This is a genomic window from Mesorhizobium sp. M0408 (assembly GCF_040321495.1).
Lineage (GTDB): Bacteria > Pseudomonadota > Alphaproteobacteria > Rhizobiales > Rhizobiaceae > Mesorhizobium.
Genome location: NZ_JAMYRO010000005.1, coordinates 194,370 through 217,500, shown reverse-complemented (window position 1 = coordinate 217,500; position 23,131 = coordinate 194,370). Strand labels below are relative to the sequence as shown.

Here is a 23,131-nt window from a genome sequence, read left to right as displayed (position 1 = left end):
TCGAATGATTTGAGACGCCAATGAAGCTTTTCGACTGCCCGCATTGCGGCCACCGTCTCTATTTCGAGAACGCGCAATGCCTGAACTGCGCCAGCCTCGTGCTCTACGATCCCGAGCATGCGCGCTTCGCGCTGTCCGGCGCCGACGTCTTCCATTGCACCAATGCCGACGAATGCGCCTGCAACTGGATGGCGGAGCCCGGCCACGCCTTCTGCCGCGCCTGTGCGCTGAACCAGCTGATCCCGGATCTGTCGGTCGACGGCAACCGCCGCCGCTGGATCCGTGTCGAGGCGGCAAAGAAGCGTGCCGTCTATTCGCTGCTCGCCTTCGGCCTGCCGGTCGCACCCAAGCAGGAAGTTGGCGACGAGATCGGTCTCGCTTTCGATTTTCTTGCCGATCCGATCGGCGGCGGTCCGGGCGGCGAACGTATCCTGACCGGTCATGACAACGGCCGGATCACGCTCAACGTCGCCGAGGCGGATTCGGCAGAGCGCGAACGGCGGCGCGTCGAGATGGGCGAGAACTACCGCACACTGCTCGGCCATTTCCGCCATGAGCTCGGCCATTATTACTGGGACCGCCTGATCCGCGACGATTCGCAAAAGCTTGCCGGTTTTCGCGCTTTGTTCGGCGACGAGCGCGCCGGCTACGAACAGGCGCTGAAGACCTATTATGCCGATGGCGCGCCGCCCGACTGGCAGCAGCGCCATATCTCGGCCTATGCGACGTCGCACCCATGGGAGGACTGGGCCGAGACATGGGCGCATCACATGCACATCACCGACACGCTGGAGATGGTGCATGCCCTGAATTTCCCGCTCGGCCGGCTGGAAACCGTTGAAGCCAACGAGCTGCCGCGCGCCGACACCGGCGGCAAGCTGCAGCCGGCACCATCGGAACCCGCCTCCAGGCCAGAGCCTTTCGAAAGGATCCTCGACCGCTGGCTGGTGCTGTCGGAGGCGTCCAACTCGATCAACCGCTGCATGGGCCTGCCCGATCTCTATCCCTTCGTCATCTCGGACGTGGCGGCGCAAAAACTTGCTTTTGTTCACGAGCTTTTGACCGACCTGCCGAAAACGACTGGAACAAATCGTGAGCCGGCCGAAGCCTTTTAGCCGGAACGCATGCGGCTTTGCTTCGTTTTCCGTGCCAAGGGACTGTGAAACGGAGAGAAGACCATGAAACGCATATTGTTTCCGGCGGTGGCCGGAGCGCTCATAGCGATGTCGGGCTCTGCATTGGCCGACACCGCCGTCTCGGCCATCACTGATCTCAATGTACGCGCCGGCCCCGGCCCGCAATATCCGGTGATCGGCGTGCTCGCGGCCGGCCAGTCGGCGACGCTCGACGGCTGCATCGCCAACAGCAAATGGTGCACTATCGCCGAGGCTAACGGCCAGGGCTGGGTCTATTCCGACTATGTGACGGCCGATTTCGGCGGCAGCCGTGTGGTCCTGACACAGCGTCCGGCCAGCGCCGACATTGCCGTCGTGACGCCGCCCGCCGATAGCGTCGAGTATTCCGACAGCTATACCGGAGCAATCGTCGCCGGCGAGGCGATCGAGCCTATCCGGAGACCGCCGGCCGAGATCCGTACCTATGTCCGTACGCATCGGCTCGATCCGGTCTATCTCGAGGGCGAGGTGGTCACGGGCGCGACGTTGCCCGACACCGTCGAGCTACGCGAGATTCCGGACTATGACTACCGCTACGTCTACGTGAACGGTCAGCCGGCGCTGATCGATCCGGACACAAGGCGCATCATGTACGTCGTGCGCTGACGTTACCAACAGGGCGGTCGCCCTGCAGTAGCGGCGGCCGCTCACAAACCCCGATATTGCCACAAGCCGGTATTGCCGCTGCAATACCGGTTTCCACATTGGGGCCGATGTTCTAGACCTTGCGAGCCGAAGCACCAGCCAGCGAGCCCGCGTGACGATCGACCCAACCGCCTTCCAACAGTACCGGCACACCGCCAACAACAAGACCACTTTGCCGCGGCTACTGCTTGGAGCGGTGGTCGTCATCCTGTTCTGGCTCGGAACCACTGCCGCCGTGCTGTTCGGCGGCACCTATGCCTTTGCCGTTTGGCAGGCATCGTCTGGCACCGCCCCGCCAGGTGGAGGAGCGGTGCAGGATTTCATGGCCTCTCCTGCGGGCATCCTCGCGGCGCTGGCTTCATTTGCCGGAATCTGGCTCGGCCTTTGGGCTGCCATGCGCTGGATCCATCGCGAGAAGCTGACAGCCCTGATTGGCGTCAGCCGGCGCATTTCTTGGTCGGGGTTCCTGAAAGGACTGACCGCGGTGCTGATCACCTCGCTGCTTTCCGAGATGCTGCTTTATGGTTTGCAGCCCGACATCGCGCGCGGCGCGATCGGCCTGTCCGCCTGGCTTTCGTTCCTGATCCCGATCGCCGCCCTGACCTTTCTGCAGACCTCGTCGGAGGAGATGCTGTTTCGCGGTTATCTGCTCAGGGGCCTGGCGAGCCGGTTCCAGAACCCTTTCATCTGGGCGCTGCTGCCGGGATTGCTGTTCACCTCCCTGCACTGGAGCCCAGGTTCGAGCGCTGCCATCAATGCCTGCGTGCTGGCCTCGATCGCCGCCTTTGCGCTGCTGCTGACGCTTCTGGTCTATGCAACCGGCAATCTCGGTGCCGGCTTTGGTGCCCATCTCGGCAACAATCTGACCGGCTTCCTGCTGATTTCGCACCAGCAAAGCTATAATTCCTTCGCCCTGTTCAACGCCAAGCCGCTCGAAGCCGCCGGCTGGACGACTTCAGACGCCGTCCTCATCGCTTCGATCGGCATCGTCAGCAGCCTGTTGACCGTTCTGCTGCTTTTACATCCGCGCTCACCGCTGAAGGTCGAGCCGGATATGGCGCGCGCCGGCAGCGTGCGCTGATGTGCATTGCCTGGTCGTCCTGAGCTATTTGACGCAAAGCTTGACCAAAGCTTGACTCTGCGGCCGATTTCCTGTCTACACGCCGCGAATTCCGCGACGAGTATTCCTCCGAGCAAACCGACCGGGACGCCGAAACCTCTTTGAGGTGAAGTGCTGTAAATCGATCCCGGAGGCCAACACCCGGCAGCGCTGTGCGCCCCCGGGTGCTTTTTGGCTTTGGGCTTTGCCCGGACCGGCTTTTGCTTGGACAGTTGGCGCGAACGCATTACCTCTCGGGCATCATCCGGGTGCCAGGGAAAAGGAAAAAGAATGTTTGAATCGCTACAGGAACGTCTTGGTTCGATCCTGAACGGCCTCACCGGCCGCGGCGCCTTGTCGGAGGCTGATGTCTCGGCGGCGCTGCGCGAGGTGCGCCGTGCGTTGCTTGAGTCCGACGTGGCGCTGGAAGTGGTGCGTTCCTTCACCGACAAGGTGCGCGAGAAGGCCGTCGGCGCCGCCGTGGTCAAGTCGATCAAGCCCGGCCAGATGGTCGTCAAGATCGTCCATGACGAGCTGGTCGAGATGCTCGGCGCCGAGGGCGTCGCCATCGACCTCAATGCACCGGCTCCGGTCGTCATCATGATGGTCGGCTTGCAGGGTTCCGGCAAGACGACGACCTCGGCCAAGATCGCCAGGCGCCTCGCCGACCGTCAAAACAAGAAAGTCTTGATGGCCTCGCTCGACACGCGGCGTCCCGCCGCGCAAGAGCAGCTCCGCCAGCTCGGCGAGCAGGTCAAGGTCGCCACATTGCCGATCGTCGCCGGCCAGACGCCGGTCGATATCGCCCGCCGCGCCGTGCAGGCGGCCAAGCTCGGCGGCCATGACGTCGTCATCCTCGATACCGCCGGCCGCACCCATATCGACGAGCCGTTGATGGTCGAGATGGCCGACATCAAGAAGATGTCGTCGCCGCACGAGATCCTGCTGGTCGCCGATTCGCTGACCGGCCAGGACGCCGTCAATCTGGCAAAAAGCTTCGACGAGCGCGTCGGCATCACCGGCCTCGTGCTGACCCGCATGGACGGCGACGGCCGCGGTGGTGCGGCGCTCTCGATGCGCGCCGTCACCGGTAAGCCGATCAAGCTGATCGGCACCGGCGAAAAAATGGACGCGCTGGAGGAATTCCACCCCAAGCGCATCGCCGACCGCATCCTCGGCATGGGCGACATCGTCAGCCTCGTCGAAAAGGCGGCCGAGAACATCGACGCCGAACAGGCCGCGGCGATGGCCAGGAAGATGCAGTCGGGCAAGTTCGACCTGAACGACCTCGCCGGCCAGCTTCAGCAAATGTCGAAAATGGGTGGCATGGGTGGCATCATGGGCATGATGCCCGGCATGGGCAAGATGAAGGACCAGATGGCCGCCGCCGGGCTCGACGACAAGATGTTCGGTCGCCAGCTCGCCATCATCTCGTCGATGACCAAGGCCGAGCGCGCCAACCCCGATATTCTGAAGCACTCGCGCAAGAAGCGCATCGCCGCCGGCTCGGGTACCGACGCGGCCGAAATCAACAAACTGTTGAAGATGCATCGCGGCATGGCCGACATGATGAAGGCGATGGGGGGCAAGGGCAAAGGCGGCGGCCTGATGCGCGGCATGATGGGCGGCCTCGCTTCCAAGATGGGTCTCGGCGGCATGATGCCTGGCGGCGCAGGCGGCATGATGGGCGGCGGCATGCCGGACCTCTCCAAGATGGACCCCAAGCAGCTCGAAGCCTTGCAGAAGCAGGCCCAGGCGGCCGGGCTCGGCGGCATGAAGGGCCTGCCCGGTGGTCTTCCCGGTGGCGGTGGCCTGCCTGGGCTGCCCGGCGGCATGAAACTTCCCGGCCTGCCGGGCGGTGGCGGGCTGCCAATGCTTGGCAAGAATGGCCTCGGCAAGAAGAAGTGAGGGCGCCATGAACGAAGAAAAGGACATGGCCGACGCGCGCGCGGCGCTGGTCAATTATCGCGCCTCGATCGACAACATCGACGCGGCGCTGATCCACATGCTGGCCGAGCGCTTCCGCTGCACCAAGGCGGTCGGCGTTCTGAAGGCGGAGCATGGCCTGCCGCCTGCCGATCCGGCACGCGAGCAGGAGCAGATCGCCCGTCTTCGCCAATTGGCGAAGGACGCCCATCTCGACCCGGATTTCGCGGAGAAATTCCTGAACTTCGTCGTCCGCGAAGTGATCCGCCATCACGAGCAGATCGCCGCATCCAACGGCGTAGCGAAAACCGGCTGAGGACCAGCCACCAACCGATCAACCAAATCAGAGCTTTTTAGGAGAAAAGAAATGCCACTGAAAATCCGACTGGCCCGTGCGGGCTCGAAGAAGCGTCCCTATTACCACGTCGTCGTCGCCGACGCCCGTTCGCCGCGCGACGGCCGTTTCATCGAGTCGCTCGGCTCGTGGAACCCGCTGCTGCCCAAGGACGGCGAACGCGTCAAGGTCGACGCCGAGCGTGTCAAGCATTGGCTGTCGCACGGCGCCCAGCCGACCGACCGCGTGCTGCGCTTCCTCGACGAGGCCGGCCTCGCCAAGCGCGAAGCGCGCGCCAACCCGAAAAAGGCCGAGCCCGGCAAGAAGGCGCAGGAGCGCGCAGCGCTGCTGAAGAAGGCGCAGGAAGATGCGGCAGCCGCTGTTGCCGCCGCTGCAGCAGCGCCGGCCGAGGGCGCGACCGCCGAATAAATCATCTCCACAACCACGAAACGGCGGGCCCTGCCCGCCGTTTTGCTATTGCATCCATATGATGCGGCCCGATCAATAGCCTTCCGGGCAACTCGCAACGTAGACACGACCGTTACGATCGCGATAACGGCATTGGCCGCTTTCGCTGGCACGGCCGATCAGTGCACCGGCCAAAGCGCCGGCCGCACCGCCGATCACCGCGCCCTTGGTCGGGTTGCCGGCCACAGCAGCGCCGACCGCCGCACCGCCCAGGCCACCAACTGCCGCGCCTTGCTCAGTACGGGAGCAGGCACCGAGCGGGACCAGCAAGGCCATCAAGATCATCACCTTTTTCATTGTCGTTCCTCTCCAACAGGGTGCCGTCCTCGCCGCTGCACCCCCTAACTCGCAACCAGGCGATTTGATCCAAAGAAGAAGATCGGCTGCCGCCCGGCGGCGCTCAATTTGATCCAAAGAGTAGAAAGGCGGCGCAGACCGCGCCCGCTCTGGCAGCGTGGCCAGCATCGAACGGCTTTCGATGTCGCCGCTATTGGCTGAACGGGAACAATGCGCGCACCCTTGGATCGCGCAGATACAGGCCACCCCAGAGGACGGCGCCGAGATAGACGCCGAACAGTATGTGCGAGAACAAAGGGCTGCCGATACGCACATGCGTGGCGACGGCGCCGCCGAGATAGGCGGTGAGCAGGATGGCGCCGAGCACCGAGGTGCGTGGCAGCGCGTAAAGCGCTGTCGAGACCAATCCAATGGTGCCGAGCATGCGCGAGACATTGGCATCGGCCGGCCAGCCGAGCTGCACCATGGTCTGGGTGACGATTTCGAGCGGCGGTAGCTTGATGACGCCGTCGAAGATCATGAACAGCACGATGACGGCGCTGAGCACGCGGCCGGCCCACAGGGCACGCGGTGAGACGGGTGCTGCCTGAGACATGGTCATTGATGTTCCCTCCGGTCGTTGTGAGCACTGGCTCCTCCGCCAGCTCGAACCAAGGACGCGGCCCATGACGGCGATCCGACATGCCTCCAGTTCTTTTTCAGGTCCGGGGGGACGGCGACCTTGGATGTGCAAGTTCAGTCAGCAACGAACCTGGACAAGTCCACCTTGCAGGGTGAGGTGGAGGGCGTTATTGAAAACCGTAGAGGTGTCTTCCGAGCGCTCGACGGCAACCACCGCCTGATCGCACAACGAAAGCAACCGATGGCCGGAGAGACCGACCTGAAACAGTTGCTGGCGGCAATGACGCCGGAATTGCTTGCCGGCGTTCATGTCTTCACCACGTTGCCACCCGATGCGCCCGTTCCCGACAGGCTCCAGCCGGTGATGCTATTTCGCGAGCGCGAGGGCACGACGCTGATCGTGCTTGAAGAGCATGCCAAGGCCGCTGGACTGAAAACCGTGTTCCGCTGCCGGATGCTGACGCTGAACATCCATTCGTCGCTGGAAGCGGTCGGCTTCCTCGCCGCCATCACCGCGCGGCTGGCCACCGCCGGCATCGGCGTCAATCCGGTCTCGGCCTTCTACCACGATCATCTGTTCGTGCCCGCCGACCGGGCGGAGGAGGCGCTGGAGTTGCTGTTGGACCTAGCGGAGGAGAACCGGCTGTGACACCGGCGCCTTGCTGCCTATTTGAGACGCCTGCGCTGCCCCTCATACGCCTGCCGGAACCTCCTCCCCGCGAACGGCGAGAAGGGCGTGAACGGCCGAAGGCCGAGCCCGCGACTGCGGGCCGCCGGCCTTCCGGCGCCCCCGCGGAGGCCAGCCGCGTAGCGGCGATACGGCCGTGAGCGAAACAACCGCCAAAGGCCGAGCCCGCGACTGCGGGCCGCCGGTCGTCCGGTGCCCCCGCGGAGGGCCAGCCGCGACAGCAGCGATACGGCCGTGAGCGGAAAAGCAAGCTGAGCAAAAACCGCGGCCGAAGGCCGAGCCTGCGACCGCAGGCCGCCGGTCGTCCGGCGCCCCCGCGGAGGCCAGCCGCGCTAGCGGCGATACGGCCGTGAGCGAACTATGCCGCCTTCTTCTTCGGCTGGATCAGCCCGCGCTCGACCAGCAGCTCGGCGATCTGCACCGCATTGAGTGCCGCGCCCTTGCGCAGATTGTCGGAGACGATCCACATCGACAGGCCGTTGTCGATGGTCGAATCCTCGCGGATGCGCGAGATGAAGGTGGCGTCCTCGCCGGCCGATTCCAGCGGCGTGATGTAGCCGCCGTCCTCGCGCTTGTCGATGACCTGGCAGCCCGGCGCCTCGCGCAGGATCTCGCGCGCCTCATCGGCGGTGATCGGCTTCTCGAACTCGATGTTGACCGCTTCCGAATGGCCGATGAACACCGGCACGCGCACGCAGGTCGCCGTCAGCTTGATCTTCGGATCGAGCATCTTCTTGGTCTCGGCCACCATCTTCCACTCTTCCTTGGTGAAGCCGTCGTCGAGGAAGACGTCGATATGCGGGATGACGTTGAAGGCGATACGCTTGGTGAACTTCTTGACGTCGACCTGGTCGGCGACAAACACCGCGCGCGTCTGCGTGAACAATTCGTCCATGCCTTCCTTGCCGGCGCCGGAGACCGACTGGTAGGTGGCGACGACGACGCGCTTGATGGTGGCCGCGTCATGCAGCGGCTTCAGCGCCACGACCAGCTGCGCCGTCGAGCAGTTCGGGTTGGCAATGATGTTCTTGCGCGTGAACAGCGAGATCGCATCCGGGTTCACTTCCGGAACGATCAGCGGCACGTCCTGGTCGTAGCGGAAGGCCGACGAATTATCGATGACGACGCAGCCCTGCTTGCCGATCTTCGGCGACCATTCCTTGGAGACGTTGCCGCCGGCCGACATAATGCAGATGTCGGTATCTGAAAAATCATATTGGTCGAGCGCTCTGACCTTCAGCGTGCGGTCGCCGAACGACACTTCCGTGCCCTGGCTGCGCCGCGAGGCCAGCGCCACCACCTCGCTCACCGGAAAGCCGCGCTCTTCGAGTATGTTGAGCATTTCCCGGCCCACATTGCCCGTGGCGCCGACGATCGCAACCTTGAAACTCATCGAAATCTCCTGTCCCTCTCCGCTCGTTTTCTGGAGAAAACCCGCCGGCCGATGCGGGTTTCAACCCCCGGGCCGGACCCGGGAGAGGGTGGTTAGGCCAAGGGAATCAGACCGTTTTGGTGGTCGTTTTGCCGGTTTTTTTGAGCAAGAACGTGATTTTGCTGGAACGAGGAGACGCAGCGACGCGCCCGGCCCAATGGTTCGCATTGGGGCCGGGGATGTCGAAGGCAGAAGGCGCCATCAAAAGGCCGCGCATCGAAAACTATCCCGTTCGGTGCCGGCTTTTACGCGGTTTACGTCTAGAGTCAATCGCAACCAGGCCGACCCGCCCGCCCTGTACAATGACGGCGGCACCAAGTACGAACGAGCATCGTCTGGCTCGTGGCGCCCGTCTGTGGCGCTTGCCGACATTTGACCCGTCGCCGGGTATTCAGAATCCGAATTTCGAAAGAGCAAGATGTCCAATTTCGAAGCTATTGTTCCCGCGCTGGCAAAGGCGCTGGAAAAACGCGGCTATGTCGAGCTGACGCCGGTGCAGAACGCCGTTCTCGAGCTTGGCCAGGCCGATGCGCTGGTTTCGGCCCAGACCGGCTCCGGCAAGACCGTCGCCTTTGGTCTGGCTTTGGCGCCGACCCTTCTCGATGGCGCGGAGCACTTTTCCCACGCGGCGGCACCCCTGGCGCTGGCCGTGGCGCCGACGCGGGAGTTGGCCCTGCAGGTAACGCGCGAGCTGGAATGGCTCTACGAACTGACCGGCGCCACGGTGGCGTCCTGCGTCGGCGGCATGGACATGCGCACCGAACGGCGCGCGCTGGAGCGCGGCGCCCATATCGTCGTGGGCACGCCCGGCCGCCTGCGCGATCACATCACCCGCAATTCGCTCGACATGTCGGCGCTCAAGGCAGTGGTGCTCGACGAGGCCGACGAGATGCTCGATCTCGGCTTTCGCGAGGATCTGGAATTCATCCTCGATGCCGCACCCGCCGATCGCCGCACGCTGATGTTTTCCGCGACCGTGCCGCGCTCCATCGCCACGCTGGCCAAGGGCTACCAGCGCGATGCTGTGCGCATCTCGGCCTCCGGTGAGGAAAAGCAGCATCTCGACATCGAATACCGGGCGCTGAGCGTCGCCCAGGCGGACCGCGAAAACGCCATCATCAACGTGCTGCGCTATTACGAGGCCAAGAACGCGCTGGTGTTCTGCAACACGCGCGCCGCCGTCAACCATTTGACGGCGCGCTTCAACAATCGCAACTTTTCCGTCGTGGCGCTGTCCGGCGAGCTTAGCCAGAACGAGCGCAGCCACGCGCTACAGGCGATGCGCGACGGCCGCGCCAAGGTCTGCATCGCCACCGACGTCGCGGCACGCGGCATCGACCTGCCCAATCTCGAGCTGGTGATCCATGCCGACCTGCCGACCAACCCGGAAACGCTCCTGCACCGAAGCGGACGCACGGGCCGTGCGGGACGCAAGGGCGTCAGCGCGCTGATCGTGCCCAATAGTGCCCGCAGGCGCACCGAGCGGCTGCTGCAAAGTGCCGGCCTTGCGGCAACCTGGGCGAGCCCGCCGTCGGCCGACGACGTGATACGGCGCGACGACGAGCGCATTCTCGCTGATCCGGTCTTCAGCGAGCCTATGAAGGATGAGGAGCGCGGCTTCGTCGAGGCGCTTCTCGATCAGCACGGGCCCGAACAGGTAGCCGCCGCCTTCGTGCGGATGTGCCGCTCCAGCCACTCGGCGCCGGAGGATCTTCTCGACGTGGCACCGTTCACGCCGTCGGGCGAAAAATTTGCGCGCCGGGACGAGGCACCGAGCCGCCGCGACGATTTCGGCGACAGCGTCTGGTTCTCGCTGTCGGTCGGACGCCGGCAGAATGCCGAGCCACGCTGGCTGATCCCGATGCTGTGCCGGACAGGCGGCATTTCCAAGCGCGAGATCGGCGCCATCAAGATGCAGCAGGAGGAAACCTTCGTGCAGATCGCGGCGGACTGGGCCGAGCGTTTCCTCGCTGCGATCGGCCCCGACCGCAAGCTGCAGGGCAACATTGCGGTCAAGCGGCTGGACGGCACGCCGGATTTGTCGCGGGCCGGCTATCAGGAACCACGACCCGACAAGAAGCCGCACCGCGGCAAGCGCACCTTCGATCAGAACACGCCCAAATTCGAGAAGCGCGCACCGGACGACCAGCGCCCGGCATTCGAGGCGAAGCCCTGGGGCGGGAAACCGGCCAAGGCGAAGTTCGAAGGCGGACCTGCGAAACACAAGAAATCGAAGAAACGGCCAGGGTAAATAGCCAGCACTCTCCATTTCCGCACGCCCCTTGCGGTCTGCCGGAACTTTGCACAGTCTGGGGCGGGGAAATGGGGGTGGGCAGGACATGCGCGGCGTAGTTCTTCATTACGACGAAGACCAGGGTTTCGGCTTCATCACCGGAGCCGACGGCAACCGCTACACTTTGGCGCGCGAAGATTTGCGCCGCGAAGCATCGGTTGCCGGAGGTACGACCGTCGAATTCCAGCCGGCTGGCGGACGGGCACGCGATGTTTTTTCGATCCGCGCCCAACCTGCCAGTGCGCCCGCCGACGCCTCCACTGCAACCGCCGCCCCAACTCAGGCCGGCAATGCGCCCGCGGCACGTCAGCCGCAACATTTCGGCCGTTCCGCTGAACAAAGCCCGGCCGAATCGGCCGGCCTGTGGAGCTACTTCTGGCGGGGTCTGACCGAGAATTACTTCAACTTCGCCGGCCGTGCCCGCCGCAAGGAATATTGGGGCTACTGCCTGTTCTGGACGGTCGCGCTGATCGTGGTCATAGGCATCGGCCTCTTCATCGACCACGCCATGGGCAATCTCGATGAATTGCCGGCAGTGACGGTCGGCCTTTGCGGCCTCTTCCTGCTGGCGACCGCCCTGCCGTGGTTCGGTCTCAACGTGCGTCGCCTGCACGATATCGGCCTGACAGGGTGGCTCTTCCTGCTGATCCTGGTCCCGACCTTCGGCAGCCTGATCATCCTGGTCTTCGCGCTGATCCCGACCCAGCCCCGCGAGAACCAGTGGGGTCCGGTGCCGGAGGGAATCAAGACCGCATAATCCCACCTGAGTTGGTTCTGCTAGCTAAAGCTGATTGTGTTCGCTCAAGGCGATGCGTTCGATGATCTTGAAGTCCTTCGCGGAATGACCACGAAGGGTCTTCTTGTGGGTCTGGATCGTTTCCGTCCCGACAACCTCGAATGTAGACCCTTCATAGGCGATTTCGCAGTCGACCACCCTATCCGGCCAAAGCCAGATCAAGAGACACAACTCGTATTGATCGGGAATGATTTTTATCAGGTAGAAATCGCTCTTTTTCGACCTGATATCGTTCGCAGATGAACTGCAGCAATGGCGCGAGGCGTTGATCGCCGCGAAACTCAGCCTGGCGTTCGTACTCATCGAGAAGATCCCTTTCAATGGCGCGCTGCACCTCACCCATACACCTGTCACCCCAAAAATTTGGCGATGATCGCATCGCCCATCTCAGCGGTGCCGACCTCGGTCATCCCCGGCGAATGAATATCCCTGGTGCGCAAGCCCTGATCGAGCACGGCGGCGATCGCGCCTTCCAGCCGGTCGGCCTCATCAACCATGCCGAAGGAATAGCGCATGCACATGGCGAAGGAGGCGATCATGGCGATCGGATTGGCGATACCCTTGCCGGCGATGTCGGGCGCCGAGCCGTGCACCGGCTCGTAGAGCGCCTTGCGCTTTTTTGTCTTCGCATCCGGCGCGCCGAGCGAGGCCGACGGCAGCATGCCGATCGAGCCGGTCAGCATGGCGGCGATGTCGGACAGCATGTCGCCGAACAGATTGTCGGTGACGATGACGTCGAACTGCTTCGGCCAGCGCACCAGCTGCATGCCGCCAGCATCGGCCAACATGTGATCAAGCTTGACGTCGGCATACCTGGCCTTGTGCGTCTGGGTGACGACCTCGTTCCACAGCACGCCCGACTTCATCACATTGCGCTTTTCCATCGAGGTGACGTGGTTCTTGCGCGTGCGCGCCAATTCGAAGGCAACGCCCGAAATGCGCTCGATCTCGAACGTATCGTATATTTGGGTGTCGATGCCGCGCTTCTGGCCGTTGCCGAGGTCGATGATCTGCTTAGGCTCGCCGAAATAGACGCCGCCGGTGAGCTCGCGCACGATCAGGATATCGAGCCCCTCGACCACCTCCTGCTTCAGCGAGGAGGACGCCGCCAGCGCCGGATAGCAGATTGCCGGTCTGAGATTGGCAAACAGCTCCATGTCCTTGCGCAGCCGCAGCAGACCCGCCTCCGGGCGCACCTCGTAAGGCACCGCATCCCATTTCGGTCCGCCGACAGCGCCGAACAGCACCGCGTCCGACGCCATTGCCTTGGCCATGTCGGCATCGGAAATCGCCGCGCCATGCGCGTCATAAGCGCAGCCGCCGACAAGGCCCTCATCGGTGACGAAATCGCTGCCGAGCTTGTCGTTCATGGCGGAAATCAGCTTCTTCACCTCGGCCATCGCCTCGGGGCCGATGCCGTCGCCGGCAAGCAGGAGAAGATTTTTCGAAGCCATGAGAACCGTTCCAATCGTTTAGCGCATGAACGCGGCCTTGCTAAACGCCAAGCAGCCGGCGCGCAAGCCCGCGGTTCAGAGCATCGGACCCAAAGGTGGAAACCGGTTTGGGAGAATCCGATGCTCAAGACAAAACGCCTACAGATGCGAAAGGATATTGACCAGCCTGCCGAACGGGTCGCGTACGAAGAAGCGCCGCACGCCCCAGGGTTCGTCCGCCGGACCGTATTCGATGGCAAAGCCGGCCGTCCTCATGCTTTCAAGCGCGGCATCGACGTCGTCGACTTCGATAGAGATGTCCGGCACCGGCGTTCCTGATCCCCCTTCGGCCATGAAACTGACCTGCACGGACATCGTCTCTTGCGAGCCATAGGTAGAGATCCAGCCCATATCCATCTTGAGATCGAGGCCGAGCACATCCTGATAGAAGGGTTTTGCCGCCGCGATATCCTGCGTGTCTATGTTTGCAACGATGCGCCTGACCTTCACCATGGGCCGATCCTCGTGCTAACCGTGTCGTTTTCGCAACCGTGACAGGCATCAGGCTGTGCGCCGCAGCGCCGTCACCTCGATCTCGATCTTCATCTCCGGCTTGTTGAGCTGGCACACGATCATCGTTGCCGCCGGCCTGATCTCGCCAAAGGCCTCGCCGAGGATCGGGAACACCACATCCACGAAAGCCGCATCGGTGATATAGTAATGTGCCCGCACCACATCGGCCACGTCGAAACCGCCGTCCCCGAGCGCCTTGGCGATCGTCGCCAAGCAATTGCGCGTTTGTGCCTCTACGGTCTCCGGCATCGACATGGTCGCATAATCGTAGCCGGTCGTTCCGGACACGAAACACCAGTCGCCCTGCACCACGGCGCGCGAATAGCCGGCGGTGTTCTCGAAGGGCGAACCGGTGGAGATCAGTTTTCGCATAGGTCCTCCTTTTTTGCAGCGTAGGCGGTTTGGCGAAAGCGGCGGTGACGGCCGATCTCCCCCCAAGTGGGGAGATGTCCGGGGCGCGCGAAAGATCGCGGCAGAACGATTTCTAATTCGCCGACCCCAGCGCCTTGTCCAGCGCTTCCTTGACGTCGGCCGGCCATGTACTCACCGCCGGCCACGCGTCCGGCTCGGGCTTGTCGCCGCGGCGGGCGAAATAGAGCTTCTGGTTGACCGGGTCGACCGCCATGAAGCCGTCATTGCCGCCGCAATCATGCGGCACGCAGCCGCTGGCAAAAAAGGCGCCCGACGCGGTTTTTTCCGTGCCGCCGCCGACCAGCAGGCTGGTCGCCATGTCGGGCATGTCCCTGCCAAGCAGTGTCTCGGCTAGTTTGTAGACCGCTTCATTGTGGAAGGCGTCGATGATGTTGTCGTATTTCGACGGATCGACGTCCTTCCAGTCGGTGCCCGGCTCCGGCATGTAGGTCAGATTGCCGGAAATCGTCAGTCCGGCCGTCGGCGACCATTGCAGCGCCGGCTTGGAATCGCCCGGCAAAAGATAGGGTACGAAATAGACGGCGCTGTCGGAGATCGCGGCCGGCGGCGCGCCGCATTCATCCTGCTCGACCGTGACCGTCTGGATCGTGCCGCCTTCCGGCTTCCAAACGATCACCTTGGCTGGGCCGCATTGATTGCCGCCGTCGCCGACATCGACCAGCGCCACCTTGACGCCGCCGACCTCGACGATCTTGTCGAAGAAGACGTCGTAATTGCGCGCCAGTTCCTTGCCGTCGAAGGCGAGTACCCGTTCCCCGTACTCTTCCTCCTGAGTGATGGTCAGCTGGCCGCCCTCGAACGGGATCGGCGCCTGTTTGTCATTGTCGGCTAGGGCCGCATTGCTCAACGCGCCCTGGTCGGCGGCCCCGCCGGACGAATCGTCAGCCGGCACGAGCACCATGTCGGTCTGTGCATGCGCCCCTGCCACCGGCATCAGAATCCACGCCAGCGCGCAGGCCCCGGCAAGAAGCGAACGTGTCATGACTGTCCCCTCCGTTCAGCCGCCACGAACCCGGCCTGTCGCGGCCAGGTCATCCTACCGCTCAGGCCCAGGGCCGCAGCTCGGCGTTCTTCTTCTCGAACGAAGCGATGGCGCCGGCCTTCTCCATGGTCAGGCCGATATCGTCGAGGCCGTTCAAGAGGCAGTGGCGCTTGAATTCGTCGAGGTCGAACTTGACCACGCCGCCGTCCGGCCCGCGGATTTCCTTGGCTTCGAGATCGACCGACAGCGTCGCGTTGGAACCGCGCGAGGCATCGTCCATCAGCTTCTCCAGGTTTTCCGGGCTGACGGTGATCGGCAAGATGCCGTTCTTGAAGCAGTTATTGTAGAAAATGTCAGCGAACGAGGTCGAGATGACGCAGCGGATGCCGAAATCGAGCAGCGCCCACGGCGCATGTTCCCGGCTCGAGCCGCAGCCGAAATTGTCGCCGGCGACCAGGATCTGCGCCTTGCGGTAGGCCGGCTTGTTGAGCACGAAGTCCGGGTTTTCCGAGCCGTCGTCCTTGTAACGCATTTCGGCGAACAGGCCGGTGCCGAGCCCCGTGCGCTTGATCGTCTTGAGATAATCCTTGGGGATGATCATGTCGGTGTCGACATTGACGATCGGCATCGGCGCGGCGACACCGGTGAGCTTGGTGAATTTTTCCATGGTTCTTGCCCGTCTTCTTCTCGTTGCGGGGAATTGCTGGCGCTCGGTTTACACAATGCCGCGGGCAAATAAAAGACGGCTGTTTTTGGACTTCCGTCGTCGATCGAAACACAAAATCGGTACAAAACAGCTTCAAAACCACCAGCCCATGGTGCACTTTTGTCGACATGACAACGCGATCCACGATCCTTTACGCCAGCGAACCGGGCCTCGGCATCACCGAGTTCCGCCGCGTTCTGGTGGAATCCGGCCTCGGCGAGACACGGCCCGTCGATGATCATGCCCGTTTGAAGGCGATGCTCACGAGTGCCGCCCTGGTGCTCACCGCGCGCATCGATGCACCGGGCAAGCCGCTGGTTGGTGTCGCTCGCGGCGTCACCGACTTTTCCTGGGTCTGCTATATCTCCGAGCTCGCTGTTTCTGCATCGGCGCAAGGGCTGGGTATCGGCAAGGGCCTGATGGATGAGGCACGCCGGCAACTCGGACCTTCCGTTGCCATCAGCCTGATCTCCATGCCCGACGCCGTCGGCTTCTATGAGCGTATCGGCATGGAGCGCATGCCCAACGCATTCTGGTTCGGCCGCAAGCGCTGAAATCCACTCCCAGCGACCTCAACCCGCGCATTCTTGGCTAGGGTTCTGCCTCTTGACATGCAACCAAATGGTTGCATATTAGAGTCATGAGCATGGATGCCGTCTTTCGCGCCTTGGCCGACCCGACACGCCGGCGATTGCTGGACAGCCTTCATGCCAGGAACGGGCAGACGCTGAACGCGCTGTGCGGTGAGATGGACATGACGCGCCAGGCGGTGACCAAGCATCTGGCGATCCTGGAAGAAGCAAACCTCGTCACCACCATCCGCAAGGGACGCGAGAAGCAACATTATCTGAATCCGGTTCCCATCAACGAGATCGCCGAACGCTGGATCGGCAAATTCGAGCGGGGACGACTGGGCGCCCTCAGCGATTTGAAGAAACGCCTCGAAAGGGAAGACTGATGAGCAACATTTTCGTTTATGTCACCTACATCCGCACCTCGCCCGAAAAACTCTGGCAAGCACTGACCGAGCCGGAGTTCCAGCGGCAATATTTCCTCGGCGCCCAGATGCTAAGCGACTGGAAACAAGGTTCGGCGTGGAAGATGGTTTACACCGACGGCCGCGTCACCGACAGCGGCGAGGTCCTCGAGATCGATCCACCCAAGCGCATCGTGCTCAAATGGCGCAACGAGTTGATGCCCGAGGTCAAGGCGGACGGCTACACACGCTGCACCTTCGCCATCGAGCAGGAGGGCGAGATGATGAAGCTCGCCATCACACACGAAGCCGATGGACCGCACAAGCTGCTTGGCCATGTGGCGAACGGCTGGCCGCTCATCCTGTCCAGCCTGAAGAGCTTGCTCGAAACCGGCAAAGGCCTGTCGCGCCCGGCATCGAAGGCTTGAGGTCGTTTCGATAGCGAAACGTTTCTGGAGGACAGGTAATGCACGGTTCCGCGGTGCACAGCATGACCAATGGCGAGACCGTCATGGCGAGCGCCGATGTTTGCGCGCCGCCCGAGCGGATATTTGACGCGCTCGTTACACGCGAGGTCGAGCGCTGGTGGGGGTCCGCCAGGACCTACCGGATGACCGGATGGGCGGCCGACCTCCGCGTCGGCGGCCGCTGGAGCGTCACCGTCGAGACGGCGGCCGGCAGACACCTGCCCGCCAGTGGCGAATTCCTGGAGATCGAAGAGCCGCGCCGGATCGTGCAGACGCGCAGATACGACTGGGATCATCCGACGCTTGGCCGCCGCGAAACCAAAGTCGCCTGGCTGCTGGAGCCGATCGCCGGCGGCACGCGCGTCACCATCTGCCATGGCGGCTTTGCCGGCCTCGCTGACGCTGCAACAGAGCACGCGGAAGGCTGGGGTAGGGTGCTGGGCTGGCTTCAGGCGTATCTTGGTGCAGGCGGCTTGGTGGCGGCCTAACCCAACGGTAGCATCCCTTCGCGCAAGCGTTAAATTACATTCAATTCCCGGAACGGCCGCCCGTCGGCGATCCGGCTGTACCCGAACGCCGAGCAATCCACCGTGCGATAGCCGCCATGCACGATCAGTTCGGCCAGCGCCTTGCCGACCGCCGGAGCCTGCTGCAAGCCGTGGCCGGAAAACCCGTTGGCGAAGAGGAAATTGCCGACCTCGGGATGCGGGCCGATCACCGCGTTCTGGTCGAGCGTGTTGTAGTCGTAATGGCCGACCCAGGCGCGCGTCGGCTTGATCGCCTCGAAGGCTGGAATGCGGCCCGCCAGCACCGGCCAGATCACCTCTTCGAACAGCGGCCAGTCGGCGTCGAAGTCGGCGGGGTCGGCCGGTCCTTCGCCCTCTTCCGGCTCGGCGCCGCCGGTGATGTAGACCGAGCCCTCCGGCCGGACATAGATGCCGCTCGGGTCGACCAGCAGCGGCATGTCCTCATATTTTTCGCGCGCCTCGAAAACGAAGACATTGCGCTTGCGCGGCTCCACCGGCAGCGCCAGCCCGGCCATTGCCGCCACCTTGCCGGCATTCGGCCCGGCGGCGTTAACGACGGTGCCGGCCTCGAGCCGCTCGCCATTGTCGAGGGTCACACCGGCGACGCGCTTCCCCTGCCGCTCGATACCGGTCACCGACGCCGTGATGAAATCGATGTTCTTGCTTCGCAGTGCCTTGCGGAACAGCATCAGCATCGCATGCGCGTCGAACCAGCCTTCGCCGCTGCGGCCATAGGCGCCGGCGGAAATGCCCTCGACCGACAGCCACGGAAAGCGGCGGACGAGCGCCTCCGCATCCTCGAGCAGGATGTCGGCGCCCTCGGCCATCTGCGCTTCGTGGTTGGCCCGCAGGATAGGCAGCCCGTTTTCGCCGGCAAGGATGAGATAACCGCCTTCGCGAAAGCCGATATCGGCGTCCGCGCCAAACTCTTCCTTGAGCCGCCGGAACAGTTTCAGCGTGAATTGCGACAGACGGATGTTTTCCGGGATCGAAAACTGCTGGCGGATGGAGGCGCAGGACAGCGTCGTCGCGGCATGAGAAAATTGCGGGTCGCGCTCGACAAGCGCGATCGAGCCCGAAAACCCTTCCTCGCGCAGATAATAGGCGACCGAGGAGCCGACGATGGCTCCGCCGATGATGACGATGTCGTAATGCACCTTTTCGCCCTTCCGATCTGAACCGCCGAGTCACGCCGCCGGCAGGATGATCTCGAAGCGCGTGCCGCTCGCCGAGTCAACCTGCCGGATCGTGCCATCATGCGCTTTCAGGAGGGCCAGCACGATGCCGAGGCCCATGCCGGTGCCGCCGGAATCGCGGCGCGTGGTGAAGAACGGCTCGAAGATGCGGCCTCGGTTGCTGGGCGAAATGCCGGCGCCGTCGTCAGCGACCACGATGGTGGCCTTGCCGTCCGCTTTTGCGGCTGTGACCGATACCAGCGTCGCGCCGTGCCGCGCCGAATTGTCGATGAGATTGGCCAGCACGATCGCAGCGTTTTCGGCCGATATGCGCAGACCGATCTCGGTGCCCGCATCGACGCGCACCGCCAGCCTGTCGTCGGCCGGCAGCAGCGCCAGTGCCGCACCGAGCGACGTGTTTTCGCCGCTCGGCTCGAGATTTTCGGCGCGCGCCAGGTCGAGCAGGCGGCGCACCAGAAGGTTGAGCCGGCCGGCATCGGTGACGATATTGTCCGAAAACCGCCGCCGCTCGGCCTCGTCCATCGCGCTGCCCGAATCGCGCAGCAGTTCGGCGGCCCCCTGGATCGCCGTCAGCGGCGATTTGAGCTCGTGCGAGACGTGGGTGGCAAAGGTCTGGATGCCGTCGGAGCGTGCGTGCAGCTTTTCGGCCATGTCGAGGAAAGCAGCAGAGAGTTCACCCATTTCGCGCGTGCCGTGGTGATCGAGCGGCCTGATCGCCGCGCGGTCGCCGGCGGCGATGCGTTTCGTGCGTTCCATCAGCGCATAGATCGGACGGCTGACGGCGCGCAGGAAGACCAGCCCGATCAGCAGCGCGCCGCCGAGGATGGCGATTGCCGCCAGCGCCACCTTGCCGCGCTCGCCATAGAGATGCTTGACGATGTTGTTCGGCGTCCGCGACAGATAGACGACGCCGGCGACCTTGCCGGAGACCGCAACCGGCATGGCGACGAAGACGCGAACCTTGGTGCCGCGGCTGACCGAATAGAGCGGCGGCGACGGCTGGTCGGGAACCCGCAGCCTGAGCGCGCTGGCGTAGCGGCCGGCAAGCGCTGCGCGAACCTCTTCGACAGCCGCGAGCGACAGGCCGGCCTCCTCACGGCCGGCGATGACCACGCCCCTGGGATCGAGCAGCCGGAAGCCGGCGAGCGTGGTCTTCTGCGTCTCGGCAAGAATGCCCCTCAGGCGTGCGCCGATTGCAGCGAAGGCGGGATCGGCGCTGGCCGCGGTGGCCGCGGGCCGGGTCGGCAGGATCCTGTCGGACGCAAGATCGAGGCGCGGTTCGATCGGCTGGTAGGGAGAAGCCCGATCGCTGGTGTTGGGTGAAGGCACGGGTGCGCCGAGCTTTTCCGGGGCAAGGCCGGCCTCACGGACCTCTTGCGCATAGATCGCGCCAAGGGCGGCACCTTGTGCGATCAGCTCGGCCTCGGTCTGCCTGATCAGCTGGTTCTCGTAGAGCCGGAAGAAGAACAGGCCGGCCAGCGGCAGCGCCATCACCATGATCAGGATGGCAATGACGACCGTGGCAAGCCGTGGCCGCCATTTGCTGCCAATCCATTTTTGGGCGCTCAACTCCCGCATCGGCCGAGCCGGAAGCCGACGCCATGCACGGTCTCGATCGCATCAACGCAGCCGACGGCCGCCAGCTTGGCGCGGATGTTGCGGATATGACTATCGACGGTGCGGTCTGCGACATGGATATTGGCCGCATAGGCGTTGGCCATCACCATGTCGCGGCCAAGCACATGCGCCGGCCGCGCCAAAAAGCCTTTCAGGATCGCGAATTCGATCGACGTCAGCGCCAGCGGCTTGCCGTCGAAGCTGGCTGTATGGCTTGCCGGAACCAGCAACAGTCTGCCATGCGAGAATTGCCGGTCGTCGGCTGGTTCCGGCGTGGGCCGAGCGCGGCGCAGAATGACGTTGACGCGGGCGACCAGCTCGCGCGGGCTGAACGGCTTGATGACATAATCATCGCCGCCCATCTCCAGCCCGAGGACGCGGTCGATCTCTTCATCCCGCGCGGACAGGAACAGCACCGGCAGGTCGGATGTGTGGCGCAGCCGCCGGCACACTTCCAGCCCGTCCATTTCCGGCATGCCGATGTCGAGCACGACGAGATCGGGCGCATGGCGCTCTATCGCCTGCAAGGCAGCCGCGCCGTCCGGCACCGCCAGCGTTTTCATGCCGGCCTTTTCCAGCGCGAAGCAGATGATTTCGCGAATGTGCGGGTCGTCGTCGGCGACCAGTATGTGGTGCGGCATCAAATCAGCGGCCCGGCATGAAGGGTTCGGACATCGGAGGAACCACGAACGGGCCACGCCTGTCGAGGGCGCGGTTGAGCCGCCAGTCACGAAAGCTCCAGCCCCGCCAGTTTTCCTGACCGGCGCGGAAGCGTGCTTCGTCCTGTGCATACCAGCCGGCGAGTTCGCGGATGGAGGCATCCTCCGCGGAAACCGTCCTGCTCTGGTGCCGGACGAAGCGATCGAGCGCCGTCAAGGCGCCGGGCCCGAGCGAGCGCAGGTACCAGACGTCGAGATGGGTGCCTTGGCCGGTCATTTCGAAGCAATGGTCGACATTGTAGTTGGCGATCAGCGCGGCAAAGTTGATGAACGAGCAGGCATAGAGCGTCGCCGATAGCGTCAGAAGATTGGCGGAAAGCAGCCATTCGTTGGACTTTTCGCGCGCGATGCGGGCTGTGATCAGGACAAGGCCCGCCGCCACCAGCCCCATCCAGACGAAGGCGGCGACACGCCAATAGGTCAGCGCATAGATACCGATATAGAGATCGAGCCGCAGGATCGACGAGATCACCAGGAGGATGTTCTGCGCCACCCAGGCATAAACCAGCCGGCGGATGAGCGGATCACCGGAGGTCGCACTTCCCGGCCGCAGCGCCGCCAGCACGAAGCCGGCGGCCAGCAGCGCCGTGACGATCAGCGGATAAGCGCCGCGATGCGCGTAGGTGGCATAGGTCAGCCCGTCGGGAAGCGCGATGCCGCCCCACAGATAGGTGGCGTCGAGTGCGCTCTGCACCGCGAACAGGATGTTGAAGACGACGAGCGCGCGGAGGATAGCGGCCTTGCCGAAGACGATGTCCTCGATGGTGGGACTTATGGCTGGCCTCGTAGGTGTGCTGGCAGGCGTTCCCAACCGGGGAATATGCCGGAGAAACCGCGGCAGGCGCGGCCGCAGAAAGGCCCATAGGCCGACGAGCACGGACAGCCAGAAGGCAAGACGCGGCAACTGCGTGAGGTTGAGCAGGGCGAAGAGATCAATCAGTGAAAACCAGTATTCGATGACCGGATTGGCGGCGCCGAACAGCGCGAGAAACACTGCGCCGAGGCCCAGCGGCATGACCCAGACGGCGATCGCCGCAAGGCGCACGCGCCGCCGGCCAAGCCGCCGCGCCGCCATGCGCCAGCGGAAGAAATCCAGGACGAGCCGAAATGGCGTTGCAAGCAGGAACAGCGAGAGTTGGCCGGCAATACGGGCAAGGCCGCGCCGCAACCGTCCGGCCAGTGAAAGCGCGAAGATGGCCGTCGCCGCCAGCGCGATCGAGACGGACAGTGCGCTGACATTTTCCACAAGCGGCAGCAGCGCCATAAACAGCGCAACCGGCTTGAACCAGAACCTGCCATCGTTGAAGGCGCCGAGAGGATGGAGAGCCATGCTCGCCGCTGCAATCGCAACGCCGAACAGGAAAAGCGTGATGCCCGCCGGTTGGCCATAGAAGAAAAAATCGGCCAGCGCGACGAGCAGGACGGCAACGCCGAAGCGGTTGCAATAGCTCGGCGCCGCCGAGAGGAATACTGTCATGATCGGGCTTTCTCGGCGGCTTTGATGCGGCCGGTGGGCGGGGATTTCCGGACGAAAGGGAGGAGGTTTACCGAAGTCCGGGGCGGATCGACGAGCCACCAGCTTTCGCGGCGAAGCCGGTATGGCAGGGACCAACGGGAGTTCGTTCGCTCTTGCATGCCGCCCTTGTCGCATCCGGTCGGGTGGCAAGCGGGGCGGAGACGAGGAGATTTTCCGAAATTGCGTGCAGTTTTTATGCACGGCTTGCCTCGG

Annotated in this window: 27 protein-coding genes; 13 read left to right on the top strand and 14 right to left on the bottom strand. The window is 63.7% G+C overall.

From position 1 onward, the window contains the following. Positions 1–20 precede the first annotated feature (20 nt). The 6 genes from NKI67_RS08170 to rpsP all read left to right on the top strand — a co-directional run bounded on the left by NKI67_RS08170 (position 21) and on the right by rpsP (position 5,608). Positions 21–1,115: a zinc-binding metallopeptidase family protein gene (locus NKI67_RS08170; RefSeq protein WP_023680728.1), complete on the top strand. Its 1,095-nt coding sequence runs from the start codon at positions 21–23 to the stop codon at positions 1,113–1,115. A 63-nt stretch (positions 1,116–1,178) separates the two neighbouring features. Continuing rightward, positions 1,179–1,781 (top strand): DUF1236 domain-containing protein, encoded by a 603-nt coding sequence (locus NKI67_RS08165; protein ID WP_023680729.1) that lies wholly within the window; start codon positions 1,179–1,181, stop codon positions 1,779–1,781. A 151-nt stretch (positions 1,782–1,932) separates the two neighbouring features. Continuing rightward, a complete protein-coding gene (locus tag NKI67_RS08160; RefSeq protein WP_023680730.1) occupies positions 1,933–2,901 on the top strand; it encodes a CPBP family intramembrane glutamic endopeptidase in 969 nt (322 codons plus the stop codon). Between the two features lie 309 nt (positions 2,902–3,210). After that, positions 3,211–4,827 (top strand): signal recognition particle protein, encoded by a 1,617-nt coding sequence (ffh, locus tag NKI67_RS08155; RefSeq protein ID WP_023680731.1) that lies wholly within the window; start codon positions 3,211–3,213, stop codon positions 4,825–4,827. Positions 4,828–4,834: 7 nt separating this feature from the next. Continuing rightward, positions 4,835–5,161 carry a chorismate mutase gene (locus NKI67_RS08150; protein WP_023680732.1) on the top strand — a complete coding sequence of 109 codons (327 nt, stop codon included), beginning with the start codon at positions 4,835–4,837 and terminating at the stop codon, positions 5,159–5,161. Between the two features lie 51 nt (positions 5,162–5,212). After that, positions 5,213–5,608, top strand: coding sequence for a 30S ribosomal protein S16 (gene rpsP / locus NKI67_RS08145; RefSeq protein WP_023680733.1), 396 nt, complete (start codon positions 5,213–5,215; stop codon positions 5,606–5,608). Between the two features lie 72 nt (positions 5,609–5,680). Here the strand turns inward: rpsP and NKI67_RS08140 are convergent, their stop codons facing one another. Together NKI67_RS08140 and NKI67_RS08135 are read right to left on the bottom strand one after the other, a co-directional pair. Beyond that, positions 5,681–5,944 (bottom strand): YMGG-like glycine zipper-containing protein, encoded by a 264-nt coding sequence (locus NKI67_RS08140; protein ID WP_023680734.1) that lies wholly within the window; start codon positions 5,942–5,944, stop codon positions 5,681–5,683. Positions 5,945–6,134: 190 nt separating this feature from the next. Then, on the bottom strand, positions 6,135–6,545 hold the full coding sequence (locus tag NKI67_RS08135) for a DoxX family protein (protein ID WP_023680735.1): 411 nt from the start codon (positions 6,543–6,545) through the stop codon (positions 6,135–6,137). A gap of 261 nt (positions 6,546–6,806) precedes the next feature. On the opposite strand from NKI67_RS08135, the gene NKI67_RS08130 reads away from it, so the two are divergent. Further along, positions 6,807–7,214 carry an ACT domain-containing protein gene (locus NKI67_RS08130; protein WP_023680736.1) on the top strand — a complete coding sequence of 136 codons (408 nt, stop codon included), beginning with the start codon at positions 6,807–6,809 and terminating at the stop codon, positions 7,212–7,214. Between the two features lie 397 nt (positions 7,215–7,611). Here the strand turns inward: NKI67_RS08130 and NKI67_RS08125 are convergent, their stop codons facing one another. Further along, positions 7,612–8,646, bottom strand: a complete 1,035-nt coding sequence (locus NKI67_RS08125) for an aspartate-semialdehyde dehydrogenase (RefSeq protein WP_023680535.1) — start codon at positions 8,644–8,646, stop codon at positions 7,612–7,614. 106 nt (positions 8,647–8,752) lie between these two features. Next, complete coding sequence (locus tag NKI67_RS08120; RefSeq protein WP_023680534.1) at positions 8,753–8,902, bottom strand: hypothetical protein; 150 nt, start codon at positions 8,900–8,902, stop codon at positions 8,753–8,755. A gap of 201 nt (positions 8,903–9,103) precedes the next feature. Here NKI67_RS08120 and NKI67_RS08115 point away from each other — a divergent pair, with 201 nt between their 5' ends. Together NKI67_RS08115 and NKI67_RS08110 are read left to right on the top strand one after the other, a co-directional pair. Beyond that, a complete protein-coding gene (locus NKI67_RS08115; protein ID WP_023680533.1) occupies positions 9,104–10,936 on the top strand; it encodes a DEAD/DEAH box helicase in 1,833 nt (610 codons plus the stop codon). Positions 10,937–11,024: 88 nt separating this feature from the next. Further along, a complete protein-coding gene (locus NKI67_RS08110) occupies positions 11,025–11,735 on the top strand; it encodes a DUF805 domain-containing protein (RefSeq protein WP_023680532.1) in 711 nt (236 codons plus the stop codon). Between the two features lie 24 nt (positions 11,736–11,759). Here the strand turns inward: NKI67_RS08110 and NKI67_RS08105 are convergent, their stop codons facing one another. The 6 genes from NKI67_RS08105 to leuD form a co-directional block, all read right to left on the bottom strand. Further along, positions 11,760–12,077, bottom strand: a complete 318-nt coding sequence (locus NKI67_RS08105) for a hypothetical protein (RefSeq protein ID WP_023680531.1) — start codon at positions 12,075–12,077, stop codon at positions 11,760–11,762. 47 nt (positions 12,078–12,124) lie between these two features. Continuing rightward, positions 12,125–13,228, bottom strand: a complete 1,104-nt coding sequence (gene leuB / locus NKI67_RS08100; protein WP_023680530.1) for a 3-isopropylmalate dehydrogenase — start codon at positions 13,226–13,228, stop codon at positions 12,125–12,127. 138 nt (positions 13,229–13,366) lie between these two features. Continuing rightward, positions 13,367–13,717, bottom strand: a complete 351-nt coding sequence (locus NKI67_RS08095) for a VOC family protein (RefSeq protein ID WP_031213189.1) — start codon at positions 13,715–13,717, stop codon at positions 13,367–13,369. A gap of 51 nt (positions 13,718–13,768) precedes the next feature. Continuing rightward, the gene (locus tag NKI67_RS08090) at positions 13,769–14,152 is read right to left on the bottom strand and encodes a RidA family protein (protein ID WP_023680528.1); all 384 of its coding nucleotides are present in this window, start codon (positions 14,150–14,152) and stop codon (positions 13,769–13,771) included. A 112-nt stretch (positions 14,153–14,264) separates the two neighbouring features. After that, positions 14,265–15,194 carry an Ivy family c-type lysozyme inhibitor gene (locus NKI67_RS08085; protein WP_023680527.1) on the bottom strand — a complete coding sequence of 310 codons (930 nt, stop codon included), beginning with the start codon at positions 15,192–15,194 and terminating at the stop codon, positions 14,265–14,267. Between the two features lie 61 nt (positions 15,195–15,255). Beyond that, complete coding sequence (gene leuD / locus NKI67_RS08080; protein WP_023680526.1) at positions 15,256–15,861, bottom strand: 3-isopropylmalate dehydratase small subunit; 606 nt, start codon at positions 15,859–15,861, stop codon at positions 15,256–15,258. A gap of 167 nt (positions 15,862–16,028) precedes the next feature. On the opposite strand from leuD, the gene NKI67_RS08075 reads away from it, so the two are divergent. From NKI67_RS08075 to NKI67_RS08060, 4 genes are all read left to right on the top strand, one after another. Beyond that, complete coding sequence (locus tag NKI67_RS08075; protein WP_023680525.1) at positions 16,029–16,454, top strand: GNAT family N-acetyltransferase; 426 nt, start codon at positions 16,029–16,031, stop codon at positions 16,452–16,454. Positions 16,455–16,546: 92 nt separating this feature from the next. After that, positions 16,547–16,858, top strand: a complete 312-nt coding sequence (locus NKI67_RS08070; protein ID WP_031213186.1) for an ArsR/SmtB family transcription factor — start codon at positions 16,547–16,549, stop codon at positions 16,856–16,858. Further along, positions 16,858–17,304: an SRPBCC family protein gene (locus NKI67_RS08065; protein ID WP_023680523.1), complete on the top strand. Its 447-nt coding sequence runs from the start codon at positions 16,858–16,860 to the stop codon at positions 17,302–17,304. The genes NKI67_RS08070 and NKI67_RS08065 overlap by 1 nt, the downstream gene beginning before the upstream one ends. A gap of 38 nt (positions 17,305–17,342) precedes the next feature. Next, positions 17,343–17,831, top strand: a complete 489-nt coding sequence (locus NKI67_RS08060; protein WP_023680522.1) for an SRPBCC family protein — start codon at positions 17,343–17,345, stop codon at positions 17,829–17,831. A gap of 29 nt (positions 17,832–17,860) precedes the next feature. Here the strand turns inward: NKI67_RS08060 and NKI67_RS08055 are convergent, their stop codons facing one another. The 4 genes from NKI67_RS08055 to NKI67_RS08040 are packed head-to-tail and all read right to left on the bottom strand — an operon-like array spanning position 17,861 to position 22,879. Then, a complete protein-coding gene (locus NKI67_RS08055) occupies positions 17,861–19,027 on the bottom strand; it encodes an NAD(P)/FAD-dependent oxidoreductase (RefSeq protein ID WP_023680521.1) in 1,167 nt (388 codons plus the stop codon). Between the two features lie 30 nt (positions 19,028–19,057). Next, a complete protein-coding gene (locus NKI67_RS08050; protein ID WP_023680520.1) occupies positions 19,058–20,644 on the bottom strand; it encodes an ATP-binding protein in 1,587 nt (528 codons plus the stop codon). Then, positions 20,632–21,324 carry a response regulator transcription factor gene (locus NKI67_RS08045; protein ID WP_023680519.1) on the bottom strand — a complete coding sequence of 231 codons (693 nt, stop codon included), beginning with the start codon at positions 21,322–21,324 and terminating at the stop codon, positions 20,632–20,634. Before NKI67_RS08045 ends, NKI67_RS08050 begins: the two co-directional genes overlap by 13 nt. Positions 21,325–21,328: 4 nt before the next feature. After that, complete coding sequence (locus NKI67_RS08040; protein WP_352644950.1) at positions 21,329–22,879, bottom strand: DUF4153 domain-containing protein; 1,551 nt, start codon at positions 22,877–22,879, stop codon at positions 21,329–21,331. Between the last annotated feature and the right edge of the window lie 252 nt (positions 22,880–23,131).